At 35.6% G+C, this 24,105-nt stretch carries 23 protein-coding genes; 7 read left to right on the top strand and 16 right to left on the bottom strand.

The genetic code is table 11. The features are described from left to right. Positions 1-38: 38 nt before the first annotated feature. Positions 39-356, bottom strand: coding sequence for a YfhH family protein (locus CQZ94_RS23925; RefSeq protein ID WP_105587381.1), 318 nt, complete (start codon positions 354-356; stop codon positions 39-41). Between the two features lie 9 nt (positions 357-365). Then, complete coding sequence (gene recX / locus CQZ94_RS23920) at positions 366-1,178, bottom strand: recombination regulator RecX (protein WP_105587380.1); 813 nt, start codon at positions 1,176-1,178, stop codon at positions 366-368. A gap of 81 nt (positions 1,179-1,259) precedes the next feature. On the opposite strand from recX, the gene CQZ94_RS23915 reads away from it, so the two are divergent. The 4 genes from CQZ94_RS23915 to CQZ94_RS23900 all read left to right on the top strand — a co-directional run bounded on the left by CQZ94_RS23915 (position 1,260) and on the right by CQZ94_RS23900 (position 4,469). After that, the gene (locus CQZ94_RS23915; protein ID WP_105587379.1) at positions 1,260-2,165 is read left to right on the top strand and encodes a TIGR01777 family oxidoreductase; all 906 of its coding nucleotides are present in this window, start codon (positions 1,260-1,262) and stop codon (positions 2,163-2,165) included. 145 nt (positions 2,166-2,310) lie between these two features. Next, positions 2,311-3,441 carry an amidohydrolase gene (locus tag CQZ94_RS23910; RefSeq protein WP_105587378.1) on the top strand — a complete coding sequence of 377 codons (1,131 nt, stop codon included), beginning with the start codon at positions 2,311-2,313 and terminating at the stop codon, positions 3,439-3,441. Between the two features lie 240 nt (positions 3,442-3,681). Further along, positions 3,682-4,239 carry a GNAT family N-acetyltransferase gene (locus CQZ94_RS23905; RefSeq protein WP_105587377.1) on the top strand — a complete coding sequence of 186 codons (558 nt, stop codon included), beginning with the start codon at positions 3,682-3,684 and terminating at the stop codon, positions 4,237-4,239. 110 nt (positions 4,240-4,349) lie between these two features. Next, positions 4,350-4,469 (top strand): YfhE family protein, encoded by a 120-nt coding sequence (locus tag CQZ94_RS23900; protein WP_000358484.1) that lies wholly within the window; start codon positions 4,350-4,352, stop codon positions 4,467-4,469. 373 nt (positions 4,470-4,842) lie between these two features. Here the strand turns inward: CQZ94_RS23900 and CQZ94_RS23895 are convergent, their stop codons facing one another. The 11 genes from CQZ94_RS23895 to nagE all read right to left on the bottom strand — a co-directional run bounded on the left by CQZ94_RS23895 (position 4,843) and on the right by nagE (position 19,197). Then, positions 4,843-6,009: a diglucosyl diacylglycerol synthase gene (locus tag CQZ94_RS23895; RefSeq protein ID WP_105587376.1), complete on the bottom strand. Its 1,167-nt coding sequence runs from the start codon at positions 6,007-6,009 to the stop codon at positions 4,843-4,845. A gap of 411 nt (positions 6,010-6,420) precedes the next feature. After that, a complete protein-coding gene (pflA, locus tag CQZ94_RS23890; protein WP_105587375.1) occupies positions 6,421-7,152 on the bottom strand; it encodes a pyruvate formate-lyase-activating protein in 732 nt (243 codons plus the stop codon). A gap of 69 nt (positions 7,153-7,221) precedes the next feature. Continuing rightward, the gene (gene pflB, locus CQZ94_RS23885; protein ID WP_105587374.1) at positions 7,222-9,471 is read right to left on the bottom strand and encodes a formate C-acetyltransferase; all 2,250 of its coding nucleotides are present in this window, start codon (positions 9,469-9,471) and stop codon (positions 7,222-7,224) included. A 476-nt stretch (positions 9,472-9,947) separates the two neighbouring features. Further along, on the bottom strand, positions 9,948-11,510 hold the full coding sequence (locus tag CQZ94_RS23875; RefSeq protein WP_142395925.1) for a glycosyltransferase family 2 protein: 1,563 nt from the start codon (positions 11,508-11,510) through the stop codon (positions 9,948-9,950). Continuing rightward, the gene (locus CQZ94_RS23870; RefSeq protein ID WP_105587371.1) at positions 11,503-12,468 is read right to left on the bottom strand and encodes an NAD-dependent epimerase/dehydratase family protein; all 966 of its coding nucleotides are present in this window, start codon (positions 12,466-12,468) and stop codon (positions 11,503-11,505) included. Before CQZ94_RS23870 ends, CQZ94_RS23875 begins: the two co-directional genes overlap by 8 nt. Further along, the gene (locus CQZ94_RS23865) at positions 12,461-13,708 is read right to left on the bottom strand and encodes a nucleotide sugar dehydrogenase (protein ID WP_105587370.1); all 1,248 of its coding nucleotides are present in this window, start codon (positions 13,706-13,708) and stop codon (positions 12,461-12,463) included. The genes CQZ94_RS23870 and CQZ94_RS23865 overlap by 8 nt, the downstream gene beginning before the upstream one ends. Further along, positions 13,698-15,245, bottom strand: coding sequence for a glycosyltransferase family 2 protein (locus CQZ94_RS23860; protein ID WP_105587369.1), 1,548 nt, complete (start codon positions 15,243-15,245; stop codon positions 13,698-13,700). The genes CQZ94_RS23865 and CQZ94_RS23860 overlap by 11 nt, the downstream gene beginning before the upstream one ends. Before the next feature lie 13 nt (positions 15,246-15,258). Continuing rightward, the gene (locus CQZ94_RS23855; protein ID WP_105587368.1) at positions 15,259-15,453 is read right to left on the bottom strand and encodes an LSm family protein; all 195 of its coding nucleotides are present in this window, start codon (positions 15,451-15,453) and stop codon (positions 15,259-15,261) included. Positions 15,454-15,469: 16 nt separating this feature from the next. Next, the gene (locus tag CQZ94_RS23850) at positions 15,470-15,871 is read right to left on the bottom strand and encodes an LSm family protein (protein WP_033715617.1); all 402 of its coding nucleotides are present in this window, start codon (positions 15,869-15,871) and stop codon (positions 15,470-15,472) included. Between the two features lie 317 nt (positions 15,872-16,188). After that, positions 16,189-17,439: a serine hydrolase domain-containing protein gene (locus tag CQZ94_RS23845; protein ID WP_105587367.1), complete on the bottom strand. Its 1,251-nt coding sequence runs from the start codon at positions 17,437-17,439 to the stop codon at positions 16,189-16,191. Between the two features lie 264 nt (positions 17,440-17,703). Beyond that, positions 17,704-19,197 carry an N-acetylglucosamine-specific PTS transporter subunit IIBC gene (gene nagE, locus CQZ94_RS23840; RefSeq protein ID WP_070138700.1) on the bottom strand — a complete coding sequence of 498 codons (1,494 nt, stop codon included), beginning with the start codon at positions 19,195-19,197 and terminating at the stop codon, positions 17,704-17,706. A gap of 324 nt (positions 19,198-19,521) precedes the next feature. Between nagE and glsA the strand changes: the two genes are divergently transcribed. Both glsA and CQZ94_RS23825 read left to right on the top strand, forming a co-directional pair. Then, positions 19,522-20,451 carry a glutaminase A gene (gene glsA / locus CQZ94_RS23835; protein WP_105587366.1) on the top strand — a complete coding sequence of 310 codons (930 nt, stop codon included), beginning with the start codon at positions 19,522-19,524 and terminating at the stop codon, positions 20,449-20,451. A 176-nt stretch (positions 20,452-20,627) separates the two neighbouring features. Beyond that, positions 20,628-20,969 carry a DUF3969 family protein gene (locus tag CQZ94_RS23825; RefSeq protein ID WP_000766602.1) on the top strand — a complete coding sequence of 114 codons (342 nt, stop codon included), beginning with the start codon at positions 20,628-20,630 and terminating at the stop codon, positions 20,967-20,969. Positions 20,970-20,990: 21 nt separating this feature from the next. On the opposite strand, the gene CQZ94_RS31315 is transcribed toward CQZ94_RS23825, so the two are convergent. Continuing rightward, positions 20,991-21,149 (bottom strand): hypothetical protein, encoded by a 159-nt coding sequence (locus CQZ94_RS31315; RefSeq protein ID WP_000532411.1) that lies wholly within the window; start codon positions 21,147-21,149, stop codon positions 20,991-20,993. Between the two features lie 116 nt (positions 21,150-21,265). Continuing rightward, positions 21,266-21,877, bottom strand: coding sequence for a manganese efflux pump (locus CQZ94_RS23815; protein WP_105587365.1), 612 nt, complete (start codon positions 21,875-21,877; stop codon positions 21,266-21,268). Between the two features lie 137 nt (positions 21,878-22,014). Between CQZ94_RS23815 and CQZ94_RS23810 the strand changes: the two genes are divergently transcribed. After that, positions 22,015-22,668 carry a helix-turn-helix domain-containing protein gene (locus CQZ94_RS23810; protein ID WP_105587364.1) on the top strand — a complete coding sequence of 218 codons (654 nt, stop codon included), beginning with the start codon at positions 22,015-22,017 and terminating at the stop codon, positions 22,666-22,668. 98 nt (positions 22,669-22,766) lie between these two features. Here the strand turns inward: CQZ94_RS23810 and CQZ94_RS23805 are convergent, their stop codons facing one another. Beyond that, positions 22,767-24,089, bottom strand: coding sequence for an acetylornithine deacetylase (locus CQZ94_RS23805; protein WP_142395924.1), 1,323 nt, complete (start codon positions 24,087-24,089; stop codon positions 22,767-22,769). Between the last annotated feature and the right edge of the window lie 16 nt (positions 24,090-24,105).

The following is a 24,105-nucleotide window of genomic DNA, read 5'->3' as shown; positions in this document are numbered from 1 at the left end:
ACCAAAGATGAAAACCAGAGAGATTCGCTCTCTGGTTTTTATTTTTCTTGTAGCAAGGAAATTGGTATTCCAATCTCTTCATTATCATGTTGCTTATATCCCCAAGCAAATACTCCATTGAAATACGTAATTTTAAATACCACACCAGGTTCTTCTACTAATTCATATGTCTCACCAATATGGAATTTATTTATATCTATCATATAAGCACGAGCCATAGCCATTTTTCTCATTAATACATCGAATTCATTTACAATTCCAAGTTGCTCAGCCTTTACTGCTTGCTCCTTCAAAATCCCAATTTCTTCCCTTAGCTCATGTGGCGTCATTTCACTGTAGCGTTTTGGCATACCCATTTTATTTCCTCATCCCTCTTCACGTTTTATTTGTAAAAAAGTCTCTATCTCATCAATAGAGAATCCTTTTCGATATAACGCTTGCTTCACCTTATTTTCGAATGTCCAACCATCATACTTCTTATATTTCTCATAATATTTATTCCCATGATAGTGTAACGCCTCTTGTTGCTGTTCGTCATCTTTTTCGTCTTTCAGTTCTTCCAAACAAATTTGAATCACATCTCTAGAATATCCTTTACGAACAAGCATTTCATCTAACTTTAGCTTCATTTGTAAAAATGAATGCTTTTGATAAGATTTTTTCTTCTTCTCTATAAGAACCAAAGCATTCTCAATTTGCTTCTCCTTTGGATACTCTTGTAAACTATGTGTAATGATTAAATCCTGAACACCTTTACTTAATAGCCCTCTCCTAATAACAGTTGGACCTTTTTGATTCACATTACTTTGCGTTCGCACGTATGAAATAGCGTACTCTTTATCATTAATATATCGATCATGTAATAATTTCGAAACGACTTCAGAGATGATGGCCTGTCCCACTTCTTTTTTTCGTAAGAAATCTTCTATTTCTTGTTTTGTTCTCATTTGATAGGATAAATAGGAAATTGCTTGTAAATATGCTTTTTGTACCTCTTCATTGTACAAAATATTCCCTAACGCTACTTCATCAATTTCTAAGCCTTTTTGTAACCCATGTTTCATTAAGATTGATTGATTCACACTAAACCCGTACTCTTCACCTTGACCTTTATCAATATAAATATTAAATCGTTCTTTCGATCGTTTTTGCACTTCTATTTTTGTAATGACAGTCATACTCTCACCTCTCTATTATTTTAACATAGTCAAGGAACGTTTTTGCTTTTCAAGAATATATATAATGAGGAGGAAATGATTGTGAAAATCGCAATTTCTGGTGGCTCTGGCTTTATAGGCACATACCTTTCTAGTTTTTTTATTCAAAAGGGATATACTGTTTACATTCTTACTCGAAAAAAAACTGCTGAAACTTCACACACTAACCTTCAATACGTACAATGGACACCGGATTTACAGACCTTCCCCCTCTCCTCTATCGATGTAGTTATTAATCTAGCTGGAGAGTCTATTAATAGTAGATGGACAAAGAAACAAAAAGAAACAATTTTAAACAGTAGGATTCAAACAACAAGAGGACTCATTAAACAATTACAAGCACTCGCAACAAAACCACACACATTTATTAACGCAAGCGCTATTGGATACTATGGAACATCTGAAACAGAGTCTTTTACCGAGCAACAAGAAACTTCCGGAAATGACTTTTTAGCAGAAACAGTATTTTTATGGGAGCAAGAAGCATCTAAAGCACGTTCTCTTGGAATAAGAACAATCTACTCAAGATTTGGAGTCGTATTAGGTGCAGACGGAGGAGCTCTTCAAAAAATGCTACTTCCCTATCAATTATATATTGGGGGTACAATTGGATCTGGAAACCAATGGTTATCATGGATTCATATAGACGATGTCGTTCGCATGATTGATTTCATCATACACAAGGAAGACATTGACGGACCTCTTAACATTACAGCCCCCCTACCTATAAGAATGAAGGAATTCGGAGAAAATATTGCAACTGTAATAGGAAAACCTCATTGGCTACCTGTTCCTTCATTTATGCTTCAAGCTTTATTTGGTGAGATGAGTATACTTGTACTAGAAGGGCAACATGTACTACCTATTAAAGCAATTGAATATGGGTATCAATACACATTTCCGACAGTAAACCATGCATTACAAAATATACTTTCGCATACAATGTAGTACTTCTAAAATACAGTTTTACAGGGAGTCTATCCCCTCCAAAACTTTCATTTTCTAGGATCCGGAGCATTACTACACAAATAACCTTTCAGTTACTTTCCCTTAAATTCCATTAACATTATAAAGTAACAGAAATGAGGTACCTATGAAAATATTACTCAAACAAGCCATTGTATATCCTATTACATCCCAAAAGTTTCAAGGCGATGTACTCGTTACAGGAGAACGAATTACCGAGGTCAAACCTTTTATTCAGCCTACTCAAGATATGACCGTTATAGATGCACGAGCCCTTCATCTCTTACCTGGATTTATTGATGTCCATACGCACCTTGGTCTCTATGACGAAGGCACTGGTTGGGCTGGTAATGATGCAAATGAAACATCTGAAGTTTCAACACCACATATCCGTTCTTTAGACGGGATCCATCCTTTTGATATTGCATTTCAAGACGCTGTACAAAATGGGGTTACGACCGTTCACGTTATGCCCGGAAGCCAAAATATTATCGGCGGTACTACTTGTGTAATAAAAACTGCTGGAACTTGTATTGATCATATGATTATTCAGGAACCTGCTGGTTTAAAAATTGCCTTTGGAGAAAACCCTAAAAAGGTCCATAGCAACGGCACAAAAGAATCAATAACACGTATGGGAATTATGGGGTTACTTCGTGAATCATTCTATGACGCACAACACTACGGGCATGAAGCTGATTTTCGAATGCTCCCTATTTTAAAAGCACTCCGCCGAGAAATACCGGTACGTATCCACGCTCACCGCGCAGATGATATCACTTCAGCTTTACGCTTTGCGACAGAATTCAATCTTGATTTACGTATTGAACATTGTACAGAAGGACACTTTATTGTTGAGGAACTTTCGAAACATAATTTAAAGATTTCAGTTGGTCCGACTCTTACACGGCGTTCGAAAATCGAGCTTAAAAACAAAACATGGGATACTTATCATATATTATCGAAAAGTGGCATAGAAGTTTCTATTACAACAGATCACCCTTATACACCAATTCAATATTTAAATGTTTGTGCCGCTATCGCTGTTCGAGAAGGATTAGATGAAAAAACAGCCTTGGAAGGAATAACTATTTTTCCAGCTCGTAATTTACGTTTAGAGGATAGAATTGGAAGCATTGAAGTTGGAAAAGATGCTGATCTCGTGCTATGGACTCACCATCCTTTCCATTATTTAGCCAAGCCTGTACTCACCATGATTGACGGAAAAATAATTTACAAAAAAAATAAAAAAAACTAGTTTATTTTTTTGACTAGATAAAGTATTATACGATTATAAACTGAATGAAACCATAATCAATTTGTGTCGTGATTATCATTTTCAAATTGATGAATGGGGAAGGCAAATGGTGCGCCACCAGCGTTATAAACTGGTTCTAGTGGGTTCGATTCCCACCCCGAAATTTTTTAAAGATCGATATAAAAATTTCGAGGGTGGGTGTTTTTTCGTCATGCTACCCTCGTGTGAGGAGGAGTTAGTGTGTTGAAAAAACGCGACTTACACGACAGCCACGTTCTATACGAGTTGATGGTGGATCCAGCTGTCTTCCCTTTTGTGCGTCAAAAGGCTTATTCTTATGAAGAATATTTATTTTTAACGAAACAAACAATTGAAGCCGAAGAGCGTGGAGAATTAATCTCACGCACAATTTTAGATGAATGGGGTAACCCTATCGGTACAATTACTTTATTTGATGTGCAAGAAAAAGCCGGATTCCTCGGAACCTGGCTTGGCAAACCCTATCATGGTAAAGGATATAATAAATTAGCGAAAGATTCATTTTTTAGCGAACTTTTCTACGAATTAGATATTGAAACGATCTTTATGCGTATTCGTAAAATAAATATCCGGTCTATTAAAGCTGCCGAAAAACTACAATATGTAAATCTAGCAAATGAAACAAGAAAAGCCGTTTATGATGAAATTAACGCGCATGAAGATGTATATAATTTATATGAAATTCCAAAAGATCAATATACACTTGCAACAATGCGAGATACAACGTTCCAAGAAGCACACCAATTAAAAGAAGCGTAATCTAAAAATTCAGAAATAATAATTAATCATTACTAGTTTGACATATATGTATATCACCCCATGTCTTTGGAAACGATAGATAGTGACTTTAGGACACGAGGTGATTTGTAATGGATAAAAAGAAACGTGATAAAGCAAAAAACACATTATCTAGTACACAAGAAGTTCTCTATCAACGAGAATTTCGAAAAGCAGATCGTGCAGCGGGCTATCGCTCAAAAAGCATTTAAAGTGAAACTGAATAATTAGAAGGTTTCCCCCCTAATTATTCAGTTTCATTACATAAGATTTTCCAGTGGATTGGCAAAAAAGGTTCCTTATAAATAAGGAACCTTTTTTGTGGACAACTTTATCCACAAAAATCGTAGAATTGTGCATAAATTCCAAAAGTATTTTACGAATTCATTTATTAAAATGAATTCTAAACGTGAGAATTGTGGATAATTTTCTAAAAATTGTGGATTATGTGGATATAGTTGTTAATATTCCGACTTTACTGTCTAATAGAAGCGCGATCCTTTGTGGATAAGTTAATAATTCACGTTTGCTTTTTTTACAACAATACAAAAACCCTCTTTAAATGCTTAAAAGAGGGGTTTCATATTAAGTAAAAGATTCGGCAAGAGCTGGTGATTTAATAGGTATATGATTCGGCTCTGCATAATTTTCTGCCAAAATTGTATCCACAATATGACCAGCTGGCTCAGGACGATAAATACTTTTCATTGCTTCTTTCATCTGAAGAAGCTTCATATCATCTTGTAATAACGCCTCTGTTTTTGCAAAAACTTCACTATCATCACGAATTACAACTGCTGCCCCTTTTTTTTCAAAATACAACGCATTTTCATTTTCTTGTCCTGGGACAGGTTTATATAAAATGACAGGTACTTGTAATGCTGCTGCTTCGCTTAATGTAATACCACCTGGCTTCGTAATCATACAAGAAGTAACACGGAACAACTCATCAATGTTTTCAACATAACCAAATACTTTTAAAGCATCAGAACTTTGTTCCTGTAGTTCCATTAAATCCTGCTTTAAAGCTTCGTTTTTCCCACAAACGACAACTACTTGTAAGTTTGGTACTGACATAAATGACTGGCATAGCTCTTTTACACTCCCTAGCACACCATGAGCACCTGCTACAATTAGTAATATCTTTTTATCCTTACATAACTGATATTTATTATATATAATTGCTGGATTTATCTTTAGCTCAAAACTGCTACGAATCGGAATCCCTGTTTCAACAATTTGCTCTGCAGGTACACCGATATCAACCATCACTTTTTTCACATGATCGGTTGCTACAAAATAACGATCTACTTCTCGATGGATCCATATTTTATGCACGCAAAAATCCGTTAATACGTTATAAACAGGAATAGAAATACCTATTTGCTTTTTCAATTCTGGTACAGCGATGATTGGAAAGGTATTAATAACAATATCCGGTTTCTCCACCTGTAATAGCGTCTTCAAACGCTTTCTCCCAAAATTCGCATACCAAGATGCTATTTTTTTATCATAAATTTTCTCTACACCATAATAAAACAAACGATATAATTCTTTTCCTACCGTATAGCTTTTTAAATATAAATATTTTGTAATATCGGTTATAACTGGATGCGATTCTCCAAACAAGTCGCATACAATTACATCTTTGATTCCTTTTTGACGAAAGGTTTGTTCTAATGTTTTTGCTACTTGCACATGACCGTTACCGTAATGTGCAGTTAATATTAAAACCTTGGGGTTTTTTATCAAACAAATCCACTCCTAGCTTTTTGTTTCTCCTTATTGCATATACGACAATAGGAAAAACATTTTCCTTAAACATTACATACTCGGATTCCAATATTCCCCTGTTAGCTATGTACCTGTCGTGGATATGCAAAGCATATAAGATTGACCCCTTAATCCTATCTGTGCTCATATCTTTACATTATACTTTCCTATAAGAGCTTTCGCAATAACTTACAAATGTTCTATATTTCATGATACTCACTCTTTTACTTCTTAATTCTTTTTACTATTTTGATTTCCCTTTACAATTATGTAAATTTCTCCGCCTATCCTTTACAAAAATATGGATATTCTCTCTTCAGTATACTCTTTTCTAAATATATACTCTAGATTTTATTATAAAGAAACAAAAAGTCTAATCCAATATTTGGATTAGACTGCTTTTAAAATATGTTTCGCATGCTCAACATTTTCTTCTGTCGGTGGATTCACATCTGCAAGTGGATACTTATGTCCAAGTGCCTCCCATTTATAAACACCGAGTTTATGATATGGCAACACTTCCACTTTCTTAACATTAGATAGACTTTGAATAAAGTTTGATAATTTTTGCAGATCCTCTTCACCATCGGTAACACCGGGAACCAATACATGTCTTACCCAAATTGTTTTCTTTCTATCCGATAAATAACGAGCAAATTGTAAAATGTGTTCATTTGGTTTCCCTGTTAATTTACGATGTTTCTTTGAATCAATATGTTTCAAATCCAATAAAACTAAATCTGTATACTCCATTAAAATATCTAGCTTATTTTGGAATTCTGGTTCTTCAGAATAACAACCGCCAGAAGAATCGATTGTTGTATGGATACCAGCTTCTTTGCACTTTTTAAACAACTCAATTAAGAAGTCTAGCTGTAATAGTGGCTCTCCACCGCTAACTGTTATACCGCCTCCAGAAGCTTCAATAAATGGAAGGTAACATGTCACATCCTGCATCACTTCTTCAACTGTTATCTCTTTACCTTTACCGATTTCCCACGTATCAGCATTATGACAATATTGACAACGTAATAAACACCCTTGTGTAAATATGACATAACGAATCCCTGGGCCATCAACAGTACCACAAGACTCTACAGAATGTATTCTTCCTTTTACCATGTTACTTCCTCCTTTATTGAAACAGCCTCCCTCCGCTATATATTAAAAGCGGAGGGACACTTTTTTCACTTACATGCTTTCATGCATTGTACGGTTAATTACATCAATTTGTTGTTCACGAGTTAATTTAATAAAGTTAACAGCGTAACCAGATACACGAATTGTTAATTGTGGATATTTTTCAGGGTGCTCCATTGCATCCATTAATGTTTCACGGTTAAATACGTTAATATTTAAGTGGTGTCCTTCTTTTATTGCATATCCATCAAGCATAGATACTAAGTTGCGTACTTGTACATCATCTTCTTTACCAAGTGCTTTTGGAATAATAGAGAATGTATTTGAAATACCATCTTGTGCATCTTCATATGGTAATTTAGCTACAGATAATAATGACGCTAATGCACCTTTTGTATCACGGCCATGCATTGGGTTTGCGCCCGGTGCAAATGGTTCTCCAGTACGACGTCCATCTGGAGTGTTACCAGTTTTCTTGCCGTATACAACGTTAGATGTGATTGTTAAGATTGACATTGTATGAACAGAATTACGGTATGTTTTATGTTTGCGAAGCTTGTTCATAAATGTTTTCACAAGATTTACTGCGATTTCATCTACACGATCATCATTGTTACCGTATTTAGGGAAATCTCCCTCAATTTCGAAATCAACTGCAATACCATTTTCATCACGAATTGGTTTTACTTGTGCATATTTAATTGCACTTAAAGAGTCTGCTACTACAGATAATCCAGCGATACCTGTTGCCATTGTACGAAGAACATTTGTATCATGAAGTGCCATTTCAATACGTTCATAGCTATATTTATCGTGCATATAGTGAATTACATTTAATGTATTTAAGTATAGACCAGCTAACCATTCCATTGTCATATCGAATTTACGCATAACTTCTTCATAATCTAATACTTCAGAAGTAATTGGTGCGTATTCAGGACCAACTTGTGCTTTTGACTTTTCATCTTTACCACCGTTAACCGCATATAGTAATGCTTTTGCTAAGTTTGCACGTGCTCCGAAGAACTGCATTTGTTTACCGATTCTCATTGCTGATACACAACAAGCAATACCGTAGTCATCACCGTAGTCAGGACGCATAATGTCATCATTTTCGTATTGAATTGCTGATGTTTTAATAGACATTTTTGCACAGTAGTTTTTAAAGTTCTCTGGTAATTGTTTAGACCAAAGAACTGTTAAGTTTGGTTCTGGAGCTGGTCCTAGATTATCTAATGTATGCAAGAAACGGAACGAGTTTTTTGTTACTAACGGACGACCGTCTAGCGCCATACCACCAATAGATTCAGTTACCCAAGTTGGATCTCCAGAGAATAGTTCATTATAATCAGGTGTTCTTGCAAATTTCACAAGACGTAATTTCATAATGAAATGGTCAACAATTTCTTGTGCTTCTTCTTCTGTTAAAGTACCATTTGCTAAATCTCTTTCAATGTAAACATCTAAGAATGTAGAGGTACGTCCAAGGCTCATTGCTGCCCCGTTTTGCTCTTTAATTGCTGCAAGATAAGCGAAGTATAACCATTGGAAAGCCTCTTGTGCATTTGTAGCTGGCTTAGAAATATCGAATCCATGAGAAGCAGCCATCTGTTTTAACTCTTGAAGTGCACGCATTTGCTCAGATAATTCTTCGCGTAAACGCATTGTATCTTCGCTCATTACACCGCCAGTTAAATTAAAATCAGCTTTTTTCGCTGCAATTAAATGATCTATACCATATAGCGCTACGCGGCGATAGTCACCGATAATACGTCCACGTCCATATGCATCTGGAAGGCCAGTAATAACACCTGATTTACGAGCCGCTTTCATTTCTGGTGTGTATGCATCAAATACACCTTGATTATGAGTTTTACGCCAGTCTCTGAAAATACTGCTAAGTTCTTTATCCATTTCATATCCATACGCTTCACAAGCTTGTTCCGCCATACGAATACCACCATATGGTTGTAAAGAACGTTTAAATGGTTTATCAGTTTGGAAACCGACCACTTTTTCAATATCTTTATTTAAATATCCTGGTTCATGTGATGTAATAGAAGAAACAATTTTTGTATCCATATCAAGAACGCCACCGTTTTCACGTTCCTTTGTTGTTAAATCCATTACTTGATCCCAAAGTTTTTTCGTTTCTTCAGTTGCTTCCGCTAAGAAAGAGTCTTCTCCCTCGTAAACGTTTACATTATTTAAAATGAAATCGCGAACATCAATTTCTGCTTTCCATTTTTCACCTTTAAAGTTTTCCCACGCATTTTTTACATTTTCTAATACTTGAGTCATCCTAATCTCCTCCATTTTTGATTAGTACAGGACTAAGATTTTTTATATAACAGCTTACACACTTAGAATACTACTTTTTTTCGGAAGTGGACGAAATAGTTGTGACATGTTTGTGAAATGTTGAACAAACTACTATACTCGTAGTGTTAACCTCGTTTAAAAGTCTTTATAATTAACCCTTCCTTTAATTGTATTTTTTTGGTATTCTTATATACGAGTCCTATTTTGTAATATAAGAACGATACCCATTGTAGATCTGTAATACTCTTATCTCCTAATCTGTTATAGTTTTTATAACAGAGCAAAAAAGTGTACATATGTTGTACACTTTTTTTGTTACCACTATAAAGTGAAACTTTAATCAGTGGGGGTTTTGTCCATCCCCCACTGATTATCAGCCCTCACCAATCGGACTTTTACGGACAGTTATCTCCCACCTAACTTCCTCGCATTCGCCGAATTTTGAGGTGTGAGTCTTACTGCCCGTTAAAGCGGGATAAAACATCTCTTTTTCTATTTCCATCGTAAAATCCACCACGACTGTTTGTTAATGCAATTAATTGCTCTAATCCTTCTATATGATCACCAATAATTCGAAGGACAGCTGGAGGATGACCTATTTTTGCGAAATGTTCACTGGGACGAATACGGTTCATCTTATCAACATCGATACGACTTACACAAGCGATTTCAAAACCTGAAAGTACAGCTTTAACTTGTGCTACACAAGGTGACAATAATGATTTATACCCTATTTCCTTCAAACAAGTACGACTAAACGCATTAGGTACAGCAATAAGAGAGCCTACTCCTAAATCTTTTCTATCACAAGCTAAATTTAATGCATATTTAAATGCTGTTACAAGATGAAGTGGTACTCTCAAATCTAAATAATGATTTAAATCATTTAATGCGACATCCGTTCCATCTGCAATAGCTTTTGCAAAGGGATATAGCTCACTAGCTGGAATAACAAAATCACCGTCTATAAATAAAACAATTTCTCCTTTTGCAAAATAAGTTCCAAGTGAACGCCCCACATCGTTTCCAAGTGCTTCTTTATACACAATTGTTGTTGCTCCCTTGTCTTTTGCAATTGTTGCCGTTTTATCGGAAGAACCATTTACAACAACGATGATTTCAAAAGGTTCAATTTTGCGAAGCTCTTCTATAACGTTTCCAATTGTTTTCTCTTCATCTTGTACAGGAATAATTACCGATAATTGCTCTCCTTTATACAACTTAGATGTAACGCCCCATCCTTGATAAAAATCTTCAAAATTTAAAGTATGATAGACACTCTCTCTTTTCCTATTTCCATCATAATATCCTCCGCGCCCATCGCTGCCTACTATCCGCTCTGCTACAGCTTCTATATGATCGCCTATCATTCGTTTTTCGGAATGAGAAAGATTTGTGCCGTATGCAGCATGCTCGAGTGGACGAAATTTATTCGGAGTAATAACGTCAATTGCACAATGACGACTAATTCTCCATTTACTTTGTGCTAGGCGTAGATGAGCCACAATAGGATTAACAAAACATTCGTATCCAATACTTTGCACGACTTCCTTCGTCAGCGCATGAGGTACAGATAATAAAGAATCAATTTTTAATTCTTCACGCTCTAACATTGCATTTAATATTTGGCGCCATACTGTAATAGAATGTGGTTTTTGTTTCTTTAAAAATAATGCGTCTAAATTATTTAAAGCGATGTCCGCCTGATCATGCAAAATCGGATTAAGGAATAATTGTAATTTTGAAGTTTGAATAGCAAAATCACCATCTACAAACAGTAACACATCACCTATCGCATGTTTCGCACCAACTGCGCGTCCAACGTCGTTACCAAGTGACTCTTTATGTTGGATTACTGTACATCCTAAGCTCTCAGCAATCGCTTCTGTACCATCATTACAACCATTTGCTACTACAATAATCTCTACTGGATTTAATGGTTTTACCGATTGAACCACGTCTGAAATCGTATCCACTTCATTATATACGGGAATAATAACTGATAACGACTTAGCCATTGTTTTCTTCACGAAACCATTTAATAGTTTCTTTCAATCCTTGTTCCCACGTTACTTTCGCTTGAAACTGAACAAGTTCTCTTAATTTCGTTACATCCGGCTTTCGATTTGGAATTTCTTCAAATCCATGTGGATATACTTCCTCAAATGGAACGTGCACAATTTTGGAAGAAGACTTCGTTATTTTTTTTATATCTTCCGCTACTTCCCTTATATTTTTTTCATTCTCAGAACCTATATTAATAATTTCACCATTTACCTTTTCATCCATTGCACGAATTGTTGCCTCGACCGCATCACTTACATACGTAAAGCAACGTGTCTGCTTTCCATCTCCATACACGAGAATATCGTCACCTTGCAAAGCCGCACGAATAAATCGTGGAATTACTCCTGCGTACGGACCACCTTTCGCTCTTGGACCATAAATATTAAAATAACGAACAATCGTTACAGGTAAACCTTCTAATGCGTACCCTAAACATAATGTTTCCTCTAACGTTTTACAAATTGCATAACTCCAACGTATTTTGGAAGTTGCACCGTATAAACGATCTCCTTCTTCAGAGAATGGAGGTTTTCCCTTTCCGTATACTTCCGAAGTAGATGCGAAAACTACTTTCTTTTTTCCGTTTAATGCCGCTTGTAAAATATTTCTCGTTCCATCGAAATTTGTTTCAATAAGCTCTACACTTTTTTCCATTGTAGTTTTGACTCCCAAAATCGCAGCTAAATGAAACACCACATCATGTTGATTTACTAATTCGTAAATTGAACTTTTATCTAACACGCTTATTGGAATAACTGGAATCTCTTTCATTAACTCATTATGATATTTATTTTTTCCTTTATAGAAGTTATCAACAATAGTGACTTCATAACCTCTTTTCACCAACTCTTCAGCTAAATGCGATCCAATAAATCCTGCTCCACCTGTAATTAAACATTTTTTACTCATACACTACCTTCTTTATAATTCCACGTGTATCTATTAATCGCTCAATTCCTTTAAAGAGCTTCCAATCGATACTAGAGTGATCAGTTACAATTAAAATACAATCTGCTTGTTTAATTCTTTGTTCATCTAATGGAATGGATTGATATAGTGTATCCCCAATTTTCGCTGAAGAAATATAAGGGTCATGATATTCTACCTTGTACCCTTCTTTTATTAATAATTGAATAATTGGCAACGCCGGTGATTCTCTCAGATCATTTACATCTTTCTTATACGCAACCCCTACAATTAACACCGTTGCGGGTGATTGCACCATACCTTTTACTTTCCCGATTATTTTCTCTGGCATTTCTTCATTAATTACATGTGCCGCCTCAATTAATTGACTAATTGCTCCACTCTTTTTTATTCTCCATTGAAAATATAAAGGGTCTACTGGAATACAATGTCCTCCTATTCCTGGACCTGGCCAATATGGAGTAAATCCAAACGGTTTTGTAGATGCAGCTTCAAGTGCCTCATAAAAATTAATATTCAAACTTTCACAAAGTATATTTAACTCATTTACTAATGAAATATTAACTAAGCGCTGAATATTTTCAAATAGCTTACACATCTCGGCCACTTTCGGAGAGCTAACTGGAACGATTACATCAAATATAGTGCTATACAAATCCTGTACTTTTTGTTTACACTGCTCGGTTTGTCCACTAATAACTTTTGGAATTGTTTCGACTGAATACTGGCTATTCGCTGGATCAATTCGCTCTGGAGAATACCCAATATAATAATCTTCTCCTACCTTTTTACCTGTTTGAGAAATAATAGGAATGATAACTTCCTCCAGTGTACCTGGATATGTGGAGCTTTCAAAAATGAAGGTTTGTCCTTTTTGAAGGTGTTGTTGTATATAACGGGAGGCTGAAACGAGGGCACTTAAATCGGGTTCTTTATTCTCATTAATTGGCGTTGGCACAGTCACAATAACATACTCACTATTTTGGAACTCCGTAACACCTTTATCTGGTGTATTTACTATTAATTTTCTCTCGTTCAATAAATTTTGTAATACGTTAGAAGAAACATCAGGAATATAACTTTCTCCTTTAATTATTGATTCTATCTTCCTAGTATCTTTATCTAATCCAAGTACAGCATGTCCTCTTTCTGCAAAAAGGACCGCTAAAGGAAGGCCAACATATCCTAATCCAATAATAGTTACTTTACTACTAGCGTCCATCTGTATTTTCTTCTTCCTTTCTCAATTGTTGAATTATATCTCTATCCCGCTCTCCATCTGTAAATCCTCCGCGTTCGTCCGTATATTGTAATAAATACGCAATCGCCTCAAGCTGATCACCAAAAATACGGTCAAATGCCGGAATACGTCCATTTACAAACCCATGTTGCTCTGGACGTATTCGATTTGTTTTTATAACATCTACAAATTCCACTGCTGTAATAGAGCATTCGTCTAAAATAGCTTTCATTTGAGCTAATGGTGGAATGATAAGAGAATCATATCCAATTTTCTCTATTACCTTTTTATGCATAGCATGTGGCACTGCCGTTAATGAGTTGTTCCATAAATCTGGTCGTTTCGCTACCAAATTCACGAAATATTTCCCCATACTAATTGGATCTGCCGGGTGAAACATATCTAACAAACATTGCAAATCATTTAACGCCACATCATTTCCGTCTTCAATAGCATGCAAAAATGGAATTAGCTTTTTTGCCGGAATAGCAAAATCACCATCAACAAATAAACAAATATCTGCCGTAGCATGCATAGCCCCTATCGCTCGTGCTACATTATGTCCAAGTGCCTTCGCGAATTCAACTACAATAACATTCTCTAGCTTTGCTTGTTTAATTGTCTCACCATCTGCTCCATTCGCAACAACTATAATTTCATCTACACCTGCTTTTTTCACTTCTTGTATGACAGATCTTATAGTCATTCTTTCTTCTGATACTGGTATAATCGCACTATATTTCGCCTTTTCTCCTTGTAATAAAACTGGTTTATACTTCCCTATAAACTCTCTATCCCTGTTCCCCTCCGAAAAACCGCCGCGTTTACCATATGTTTCGATTACGTATTGCAAAGCACGCAAATGATCACCCATAATACGACTAGTCGCTTTCGGATAAGGAGAACCAGGTGATGTACCAGTATGCACAGGACGAACCTTATTCGTGTGAATTACATCGACCGAAGCCATATCAACAATATCTACTCCTCTAGACATCGCCATCGCTTGAAATAATGCGGGATCTGCTAAATTCCACCATCCAAGTCTCTCGATAACTTCCCGGCTCATCGCATGTGGAATTGCGATTAAAGAACCAACAACAAGCTCCTTTTTATTCAAATAGCGATTCAACATATATTTTCCGACCGTCGTATAATGTGGTCTCATCTTTAAATAAACTGACCATGTTAAATTATTCACAACAATTTGATGCCCCTGCTGAATTCCTTTCACGAAACGTTGTAGCTCTTTACTCTCAATAACGATGTCACCATCTAAAAACAATACAATTTCGCCTTTTGCTTCCCTAGCTCCAATTGCCCGTCCAACATCATTGCCAAGCGAATGTTTATAATAAATCACATGGCAATGATGTTGGAATGCTATTTCTTTTGTCCCATCTGTTGATCCATTATCTACTACGATAATTTCATACGGTTTCAACTTCTTCACTTCTACTAAAACTTGAGATAAAGTACTTGCTTCATTATGCACTGGAATAACAACTGATACTCTCATACCTGTATCACTCTTACCCTTCCAAGCGAACATAAGCAATAATAGGAATACGTACAAGTACATCTTCCGGTGGTCCATAAGAAGGAGCTATACGAACACTTACTGCCCCGTCCGTCACAGATAAAAGAATACCTGCAACAATTTCAACAGCTGTCACAACTTGCACTAATTCACCAACATGGTTACGCAATTCATCAGTAAATAACATCTATAAGTCTCCTTTCTTACGCTTCTTTCATTGATATAATACTTGTAAATGGTAATAAAACTTCTGTTCCTATTCCTTCTTGCAGCGTTAAGAAATCATCACCAACTGCTACAATAACACCTGTTAACTGTCCAACTGTCACAGTAATTTCTACGTTTTTCCCTAAATATTGCTTTGCAATTTCTTTAAAAGGTGATGTATTGCATTCTTTTAAAATATTACAAATAATAGATTGAAATTGACTTGATTCTATAAATTCTTCCGTAGCTTGCTTAGAATTTCTTTGAATAAACTTCGCGAAGTTTTGTGAAAATAAAAGTCGTTCCACAGCAGGCAGTAACTTGTCATCTAAAAAATAACCTAATTGTCTATTAAACAGTCGGGATAATTTATGCCAATATTTTCTGAACAGACACATATGCTTCTTCTCCTCCTATTAATATTAAAGTATATAAATTTACATCCATACATCTTAATCTATACAATGCCTACTTTTTTTGTGATAGGTAAGGCATACATTTTCTAGAACATGTTAATTATTTTTGTATTATATAAATAATAAAAAGCAGATGGTTTCCCATCTACTTTTTATTTTATCCTTTAATTTTTGATTGTAATAATTGCAGCTACACTGTAATACACTGCTCGTGGCAATCCCCCTTTTCCATTTATTTCATTATCACACCGCACATATATTTCCTCCACACGAAAAAAACTGTCCAAAAGGACAGTCTTTTACACTTCTATATTTCTTAGCATCGTATAAATGTCGTTATTCACTTTACCAAATGATTTAATGTTGTTTTGAATGTTAGATAGTAAAACAACATACACACTTCCATTTTTACTAAATCCATTTAAACAATTCCACCCTGGCATTACACCGTGATTCGAATAACTTCCCGGATCTACATACCATCCAAATCCATAATCCTTTTTCACAGCTGTAAACATTTGATTATAACTCTCTTTTGAAATTAATTTTCCAGAGAATAGCGCTTCATTAAATAAATATAAATCATGTGCGCTTGTATATATATCACCGCAGCCATATAGCTGTGACATGCTCGGAATATTAGGTGTTGTCATATTATTATTTACTATTTTATAACCAGTTGATGGGAATCTTGTTTGTTCTAACGCTTTACCAAAACCAGAATGCTTCATACCAGCAGTAGCAAAGATATGCTGTTTAATATATTCTTCTAATGGTTGTCCACTTACTTTTTCAACAATGTAGGCAAGTATGGAGTAATTCGAATCTGAATACTTCCATTTCTCTCCTGGAGCCCCAATACGCTTTTGGTTTCCTATTCGCTTTATCAATTCCTCATGAGAAATATCATCTTTTCCCTGCTCATATTCAGGAATTCCTGATGTATGTGTTAATAAATGTTTTAGCTGAATACCATTACCTTGAGGAAAATCCGGAATATACTTCGCTACCGTATCCTCTACTTGTAATTTATTTTGATCTTTCAATTGCATAATAGCAGTCGCTACAAACGCCTTCGAAATAGAGCCAATATAAAAAGTTGTTTCTGAATTATTCGGTACTTGCTTCTCTTTGTTCGCCATACCGTATCCTTTATTTAAAAGGACTTTCCCATTCTTCACAATAACGGCTGTCCCACTAAAACCTGTGCCCTGCAAATATTGATCCAATTGAGCGTTCTCATTAATTTCTTGAGGTGGTCCTTCTGCCTGCTTCTCAATTACTTGTGCTTGCTTTGCTAGCTCTTCCTGTTCCTTCTGCTCTTTTTGTTTTTGAGCTTCTTGCCTTTTCATTTCTTCTTTCTGTTTTATCTCTTCTTGTTTCTTCATTTCTGCTGCTGCTTTTAAAGTTTCCTCTTTTTTATTATGTGCAACAATTTTTGCATACATGAAATATACAAGTGAAAATAATAGAACGAGAATGATTGCTCTTTTTATGTATACAATCGGGCGACGTGCTTTCCCATTAACAGTATTTTTTTCCTGATCCATGATTACCTTTTTCCCCTTATTTACCGATAATTTAATTCATCTACATAAGACTTTTTTCAAATCACTTCCGTAGATTATAGACACTCCATTCTATGTCATCCCTACTTTATCACGCACCGAACATATTACCAACCTATATGTACAAAAAAGAAAAAGAAAATTTACAAAAGTAAGATTCCCTTTAAAAATTCAAAATAAAAAAGAGGATATCCTACAAAAGACTGGTGTTATCAATCTTTTGGGATATCCTCTTATTTAAACTATTTATACGTGTTTTTTCATATCATCGGCAACAGATTCAACATTTGTACCTACGATAACTTGTACACTTGTATTACTTAATTTCATAACGCCCTTTGCTCCAGCACGTTTTAATGCTGGCTCATTTACTAAACCTGCATCCTTCACTTGTAAGCGTAGACGTGTTGCACAGTTATCAATAACTGTTAAGTTTTCTTTTCCGCCTAAAGCTGCTACGTAAGTTTCACCAATTGAACCTGCAACTGGTGCATCCCCCTCTTCAGCTAACTCATCTTCATCTTCACGACCAGGAGTTTTTAAGTCGAACTTCTTAATTAAGAAGTAGAATACTACAAAGTAAATTGCTGCGTAAATTAAACCGATTCCCGCTAATAATACTGGTTTTGTTGCAATACCAAAGTTTAAAACGTAATCGATTGCACCGGCACTGAATGAGAAACCATCATGAATGCCAAGTGTCGTTGTAATGAATAAAGAAAGACCTGTTAATACTGCATGAATACCATATAATACTGGTGATAAGAACATGAATGAGAATTCAATTGGTTCTGTAATACCAGTTAAGAATGAAGTTAATGCTAGACCACCTAACATACCTGTAACCATTTTACGTTTTTCTGGTTTAGCAGCCGCAATCATTGCGAAACATGCTGCCGGTAAACCGAACATCATGATTGGGAAGAAACCAGTCATAAACATACCTGCTGATGGATCTTTTGCAAAGAAGCGTGCGATATCACCATGAACAATATCACCCGCTGCATTTGTAAAGTCACCAAGTACAAACCAGAAGTATGTGTTCATTACGTGGTGTAAACCGATTGGAATTAATAAACGGTTTAATAATCCGAATAAACCAGCACCAACTGAACCTAAGTTCACGATGCCGTGTGCTACCGCATCAATACCACTTTGAATTGTTGGCCAAATTTGACCGAATACTAATCCTAAAAGAAGCATTACAATAGAAGTAATGATTGGTACGAAACGTTTCCCCGCAAAGAAACCTAACCATTCTGGTAATTTAATCTTATGGAATTTGTTATATAGTAACCCCGCAACAACCCCAGCAATAATACCACCAAGTATGGCCATATTTATTTTTGGCGTTAACGCCGCCGCTTTTGAAACTTTTGTCATTGTATCCGCTAATTTAGTTGGATCTGCTGAACCGACTAAATCCTGAACACTTTTTAATTTATCATTCAGCTCTGCTGCTGAATATGCCTTACTTAGAGCGTTCGTTGTATTTTGTAAAACAAGATATCCGATTGCCCCAGCAAGTCCTGCTGCTCCACTACCATCAATAGACAAACCGATCGCAACACCAATTGCAAAAATAAGTGCTAAATTATCAAAAATTGCTGCACCGGCCTGTGCCATAACAGGAATATTAAATACATCTTCTTGTCCTAAACGAAGCAATAATCCTGCTGCTGGTAGTACTGCGATTGGAAGCATTAACGCTTTACCAATACGTTGTAAAAACTGCAACATTTTAATTCCCCCTATCAAATTTATGAAATCGTTATCATTATAAGCACGCTTTAGAAAACGCTTTCTATTACATAACCATAATAACATATAGTTGTATAGATGTGTAGTTTTTATTTCCGAACTTTTTATGGATAATTTTTCTATTTACAAACTGTTATATAAAAGGAAATTTCTCCTTGCTATCTATACAATATACAGACAAAAAAAACTTATTATATCACAAATAACTTTCGTTTTATCATTCCACTTTTTCATGTTATTATTTATTTCCGAGCATATCGGGAAAAGTAAACTTAGTTAATTCGAAATAGGAGCGTTGGTACTATGCAGTGCATTGAAACAAACAACTTACAGCAGTTGTTAGAACAAGTAAAACCATATACGAAAAAAGGAAAACTTGCTACTTATATCCCCGAACTAGGAAATGCAGATCCAGATGATTTAGGGATTGCCATTTTCCATAAAGAAACAGAATATATCCATGCTGGCAACTCACAAACGCTATTTACTCTTCAAAGTATTTCCAAAGTAATTACACTTGCACTTGCCCTTTTAGATCGTGGTGAAGAATATGTATTTTCTAAAGTTGGAATGGAGCCAACTGGTGACCCTTTCAATTCTATTATTAAGTTAGAAACGACAAGTCCTTCCAAACCTCTTAATCCAATGATTAATGCAGGAGCACTAGCTATTACAAGCATGTTAACAGGAAAAGATAACGAAGAAAAAATGAAGCATATTCTTCATTTTGTACGTGAAATAACAGATAATCCTACTATTAATTATTCTTCTACAGTTGCCAATTCAGAGTTGGAGACTGCTTACTTAAACCGTTCACTTTGTTACTATATGAAACAAAACGGAATTATCGATTGTGATATTGAAGAACTTATGGACTTATACACTCGTCAATGTGCAGTTGAAGTAAACTGTATCGATTTAGCACGTATTGGCTTAATTTTTGCAATGGATGGATATGATCCATATAAAAAGAAACAGATCATCCCTAAACATATTACAAAAATTTGTAAAACATTTATGGTTACTTGCGGGATGTATAATGAATCTGGTGAATTTGCAATTCGTGTTGGAATCCCTGCAAAAAGTGGTGTAGCGGGCGGCATTTTCGGCTGCGTAAAAGGCGAAATGGGAATCGGTATTTTCGGACCGGCTTTAGATGCAAACGGAAATAGTATCGCTGGTTTTAAAATTCTTGAACTTCTTTCTGCTCAAGAAGGTTGGAGCATTTTTTAATCGAGAGTTATCCTGCTATACTAGCAGGATTTTTTTATTTCATAAAAAATTCAACTTCATCAGATATCAATACCCATACAAAAACAGTGCTGAAAGTTTCTTCTTTATTATGCATATTTGCTCCCCCCTCCCGAATAATATAGTACAACCTAGCGCTATAAGTGGAGGTGTGAAAGATGAAACTAATATTTCAAATGGAAAAACAACCTGTTCTTGAAAAAACAATTCTTCTTTTTATATTGAGTATTGTAGAAAGCTTGAAGCTAAAAGTTGTTTCACTCGACGAAGCTCACCGGTACATATTCAATTTAGAAGTACTTGAACTATTAATGGATCGGAACATCGATGATCAAGTACTTGAACTTATTCATTTCGGAATGGGACTTGAAGACATTCATCATGTACTTCCTGAAGAACTTGAGCATACTATCGAGGAATTAAAGTGGCTTTGCATCCAAGTGTTAAGTGAATACAGTATGCATGAAGAATCGGAACAATTAATTGAAGATATACGCTAAAAAGCACCTATATAGGTGCTTTTAATGTTTTTTTAAACTATTTTTATACGTTTCAATATTTACTGGTAGCTCTTCCTCTTCTAAAGTATGTTCATTTACATCTTTATGAATGAACGCACCTTTAGGTGGTTGATGATCATGCCCTTTTTTCTTATGATCAAATGCTTTCCCGCGTCCCATACGGATCCCCCCTTTCTTTAAAAGAAATCCGTATTAGTATGGAAAAAAGTACGTCGATATATGCAACCCCTTGCTGTATTTCCAAGGAAATACTCGAATCTTGTTTTCTATTCTCCTTACAACAACTGGTCTATCCCAATAAGAATCAATAACACGCCCGCAATAACCGTAGCCCATTTCCCTAAGTATTCAGCTAAAAATCTTTTACCAACATACGTAAAACCACTAATACAAATAAAACTAAAAACCCCAGAAATACATGCCGTAAGCCAAAGATTTAAATTTGTTACTCCAGCATCAAATCCACCTGCAATATTATTTATGGATAATGCAACTCCTAAAACAATTGCTTCAGAAAAACTAATTGTTTTAGAACCATCAAAATCTACTTTTTCTGGATCACGTAAAATCCCCATAAGTACACTACCATCTTTAGATCCTGCGGTGTCTTTTTGACTCAAGAAAGGCTGACATAAAATAAACACCCCAATGATTCCTAAAACACTTGCTCCAATAATATTTGCTATAAATTCCGAAATAAATAATGCGATCCAATTCCCAAAAAAGCCAGCTAGTAAAGTAAATAAAAATCCCAAAAATGCGATGATAAAATTGTTAAGCCACGAAATTCGAATTTTACGAATGCCATATGCAATCCCAACACCTGCATTATCTAAATTAGACGCAATTCCGATTAAAAAAATTGAAAATAAACCTGCCGTACTCATCGTACAGTCACCCCTTTTCTCACTTTTCAATGCATATTATGAAAATGTTGAGCAACTGTGCCTGTCTGTTTCATATACTTGTAATAAATGCTCAACATTTTTTCAACGATAGACAATAGAAAAGGAGTGCCTACATTATGCCCAATAAAAATCCAAATGAGCGGCTCGGTAAATTAATAAAGAAACTGGTAAAGGAGCGCGCTCTATCTATGCGCCAACTAGGAACACTGACAAATATTGATCCTGCAACAATTTCAAGAATAATTAATGGCAAACAACAACCGAAGCAAAACCATTTGCAAAAATTCGCAAAATGTCTGCAAGTTCCACCGCAATTATTACTTGATGAAATGTACCCTGACTCTCCACACATAAATAAGGAAAAAGCAGATATGTACACATCTCTCGATACAATTCAGCAAACATTACAATCCTCTAACCTATTCGACTTCGAGTACACAACAACTCGTGTGAAACAAGAACTTGAAAATTACGAGCGCTATGCTCAAACTACTGAAGGCGAAAAACGTATTCACGAGAGTTTCAAAAGTAAACTAGAACAAATTGATAGTGCCGGCCCTTTCATTGAACAATTAACAAGTATGTACCAACAATTTTGTACAGAAACCATTTCAAACGAAGAACGTGCAATTATCGGGGGGGCCTTACTATATTTCATTTTATCAACAGACATTATCCCCGATTATCTTTTTCCAATTGGCTATTTAGATGATGCAATTGCTGTTGAATTAGCGAAAGAGAAATTAATTGAAATAAAACGAAAAACATAGAAAAATAAAGAACTATTTCAGTTGTTGTTTATATTCAACTCTGAAATAGTTCACTAAAAAATCGTACAAGTACACCTGTACGATTTCAACATACTAATCTATTTTTTTGTATGACACCATTCATATATGAACGCTGTTATTACTTTTGTAAATTCAATTAACTGCTCAACTTCAACTTTCTCATTTACAGAGTGTGCTTCTTCTAGTGTGCCTGGTCCATAAATAATCGCTGGAATGTGGAACTCACTAAACCAACCGCCATCAGTTACCGTTGCTGACATATCTAAAATTGCATTTTTAGATAAAATAGATTCATGTACTGAACTTAGCGTTTTTACAGCAACATGTTCGCTATCTACTTCTAAAGAAGGAAAAATTTCGCCACGATCCACAATCATTGATTCTCCGCCCCACTTAAATTGTGGTGGATTTTCACTTAACCATGGATCTGCAGCTGCTACTTTCCCAATATACTCTTCAATTTCTTTTATTATTTGTTCATGTGTTTCATCTGGATAAAAATGTACGGTTATCCACAATCGGCACTCATCCGCAATAAATGCTGCATGCCGTCCGCCTTCAATAACAGCTGGATTAATTGTTGTTGTTCCAGATGGATAGCCTTCATATGTTTTCATGACTGCCCAATGACGCTCTAATTCTTGTAAACTTTGCACGATTTTCATCATTTTTTCAATCGCACTCGCTCCAAATAGACGTCCTCCAGCATGGATCATTTGTCTACGTGTTGCATCATGAAACGTTTGCGGGCTTTTCACAGTAATCCATCCAGTAATTACGCCGCCCTGTCCTTGCATATGTAAATCGCTCGTATCCACCACTACTGCAAAATCAGCATCGTAACCTCTTTTGCAGCATTGAAGTGTACCTGCTTCTCCAACTTCTTCTCCAATTACCGATTGAAAGATTAAATCTCCAGGTAGTTCAATGCCAGCTTCTTGTAAAAGCCGAATAGCAAATAACGCTCCAGCCAGCCCACCTTTCATATCTGCCGCACCGCGTCCAACTAACCAGCCATCTTTTATAAATGGATCAAATGGATTTGTTTCCCACGCCTCATCTCCCGACACTTCAGCTACATCCATATGACCATTAATAATAAGACTTTTATGTGTGTCACTTTCTATCCCTTTTTTTACCCCAACAACGTTCGGATCATTTGGATATACATCCCATTTATCAATACTAAAATTTCGTTTTCTTAAAAACTCTGCAACAAATTCTTGCGCCTCATTTGTATTTCTCGCCGGTGGTGCAGGTGTTTCAAAACGAATTAATGTTTTTGTAAGTTCTAGTAATTCTTCTTTCCTTGAATCTATTTGTTTTAACAACTGCGAAACTTCTGGATTCATCACTAATTCCCCTTTGCATACGTAGTACGTTTCCAGCTTTATTTTCACAAAAAAAGAGACTGTT

It is taken from the genome of Bacillus sp. MYb209 (assembly GCF_002975175.1).
In the GTDB taxonomy this organism is placed as follows: Bacteria; Bacillota; Bacilli; order Bacillales; family Bacillaceae_G; genus Bacillus_A.
Note: the sequence above shows the minus strand (reverse complement) of the source record. Positions and strands in the feature narration are given on the sequence as shown.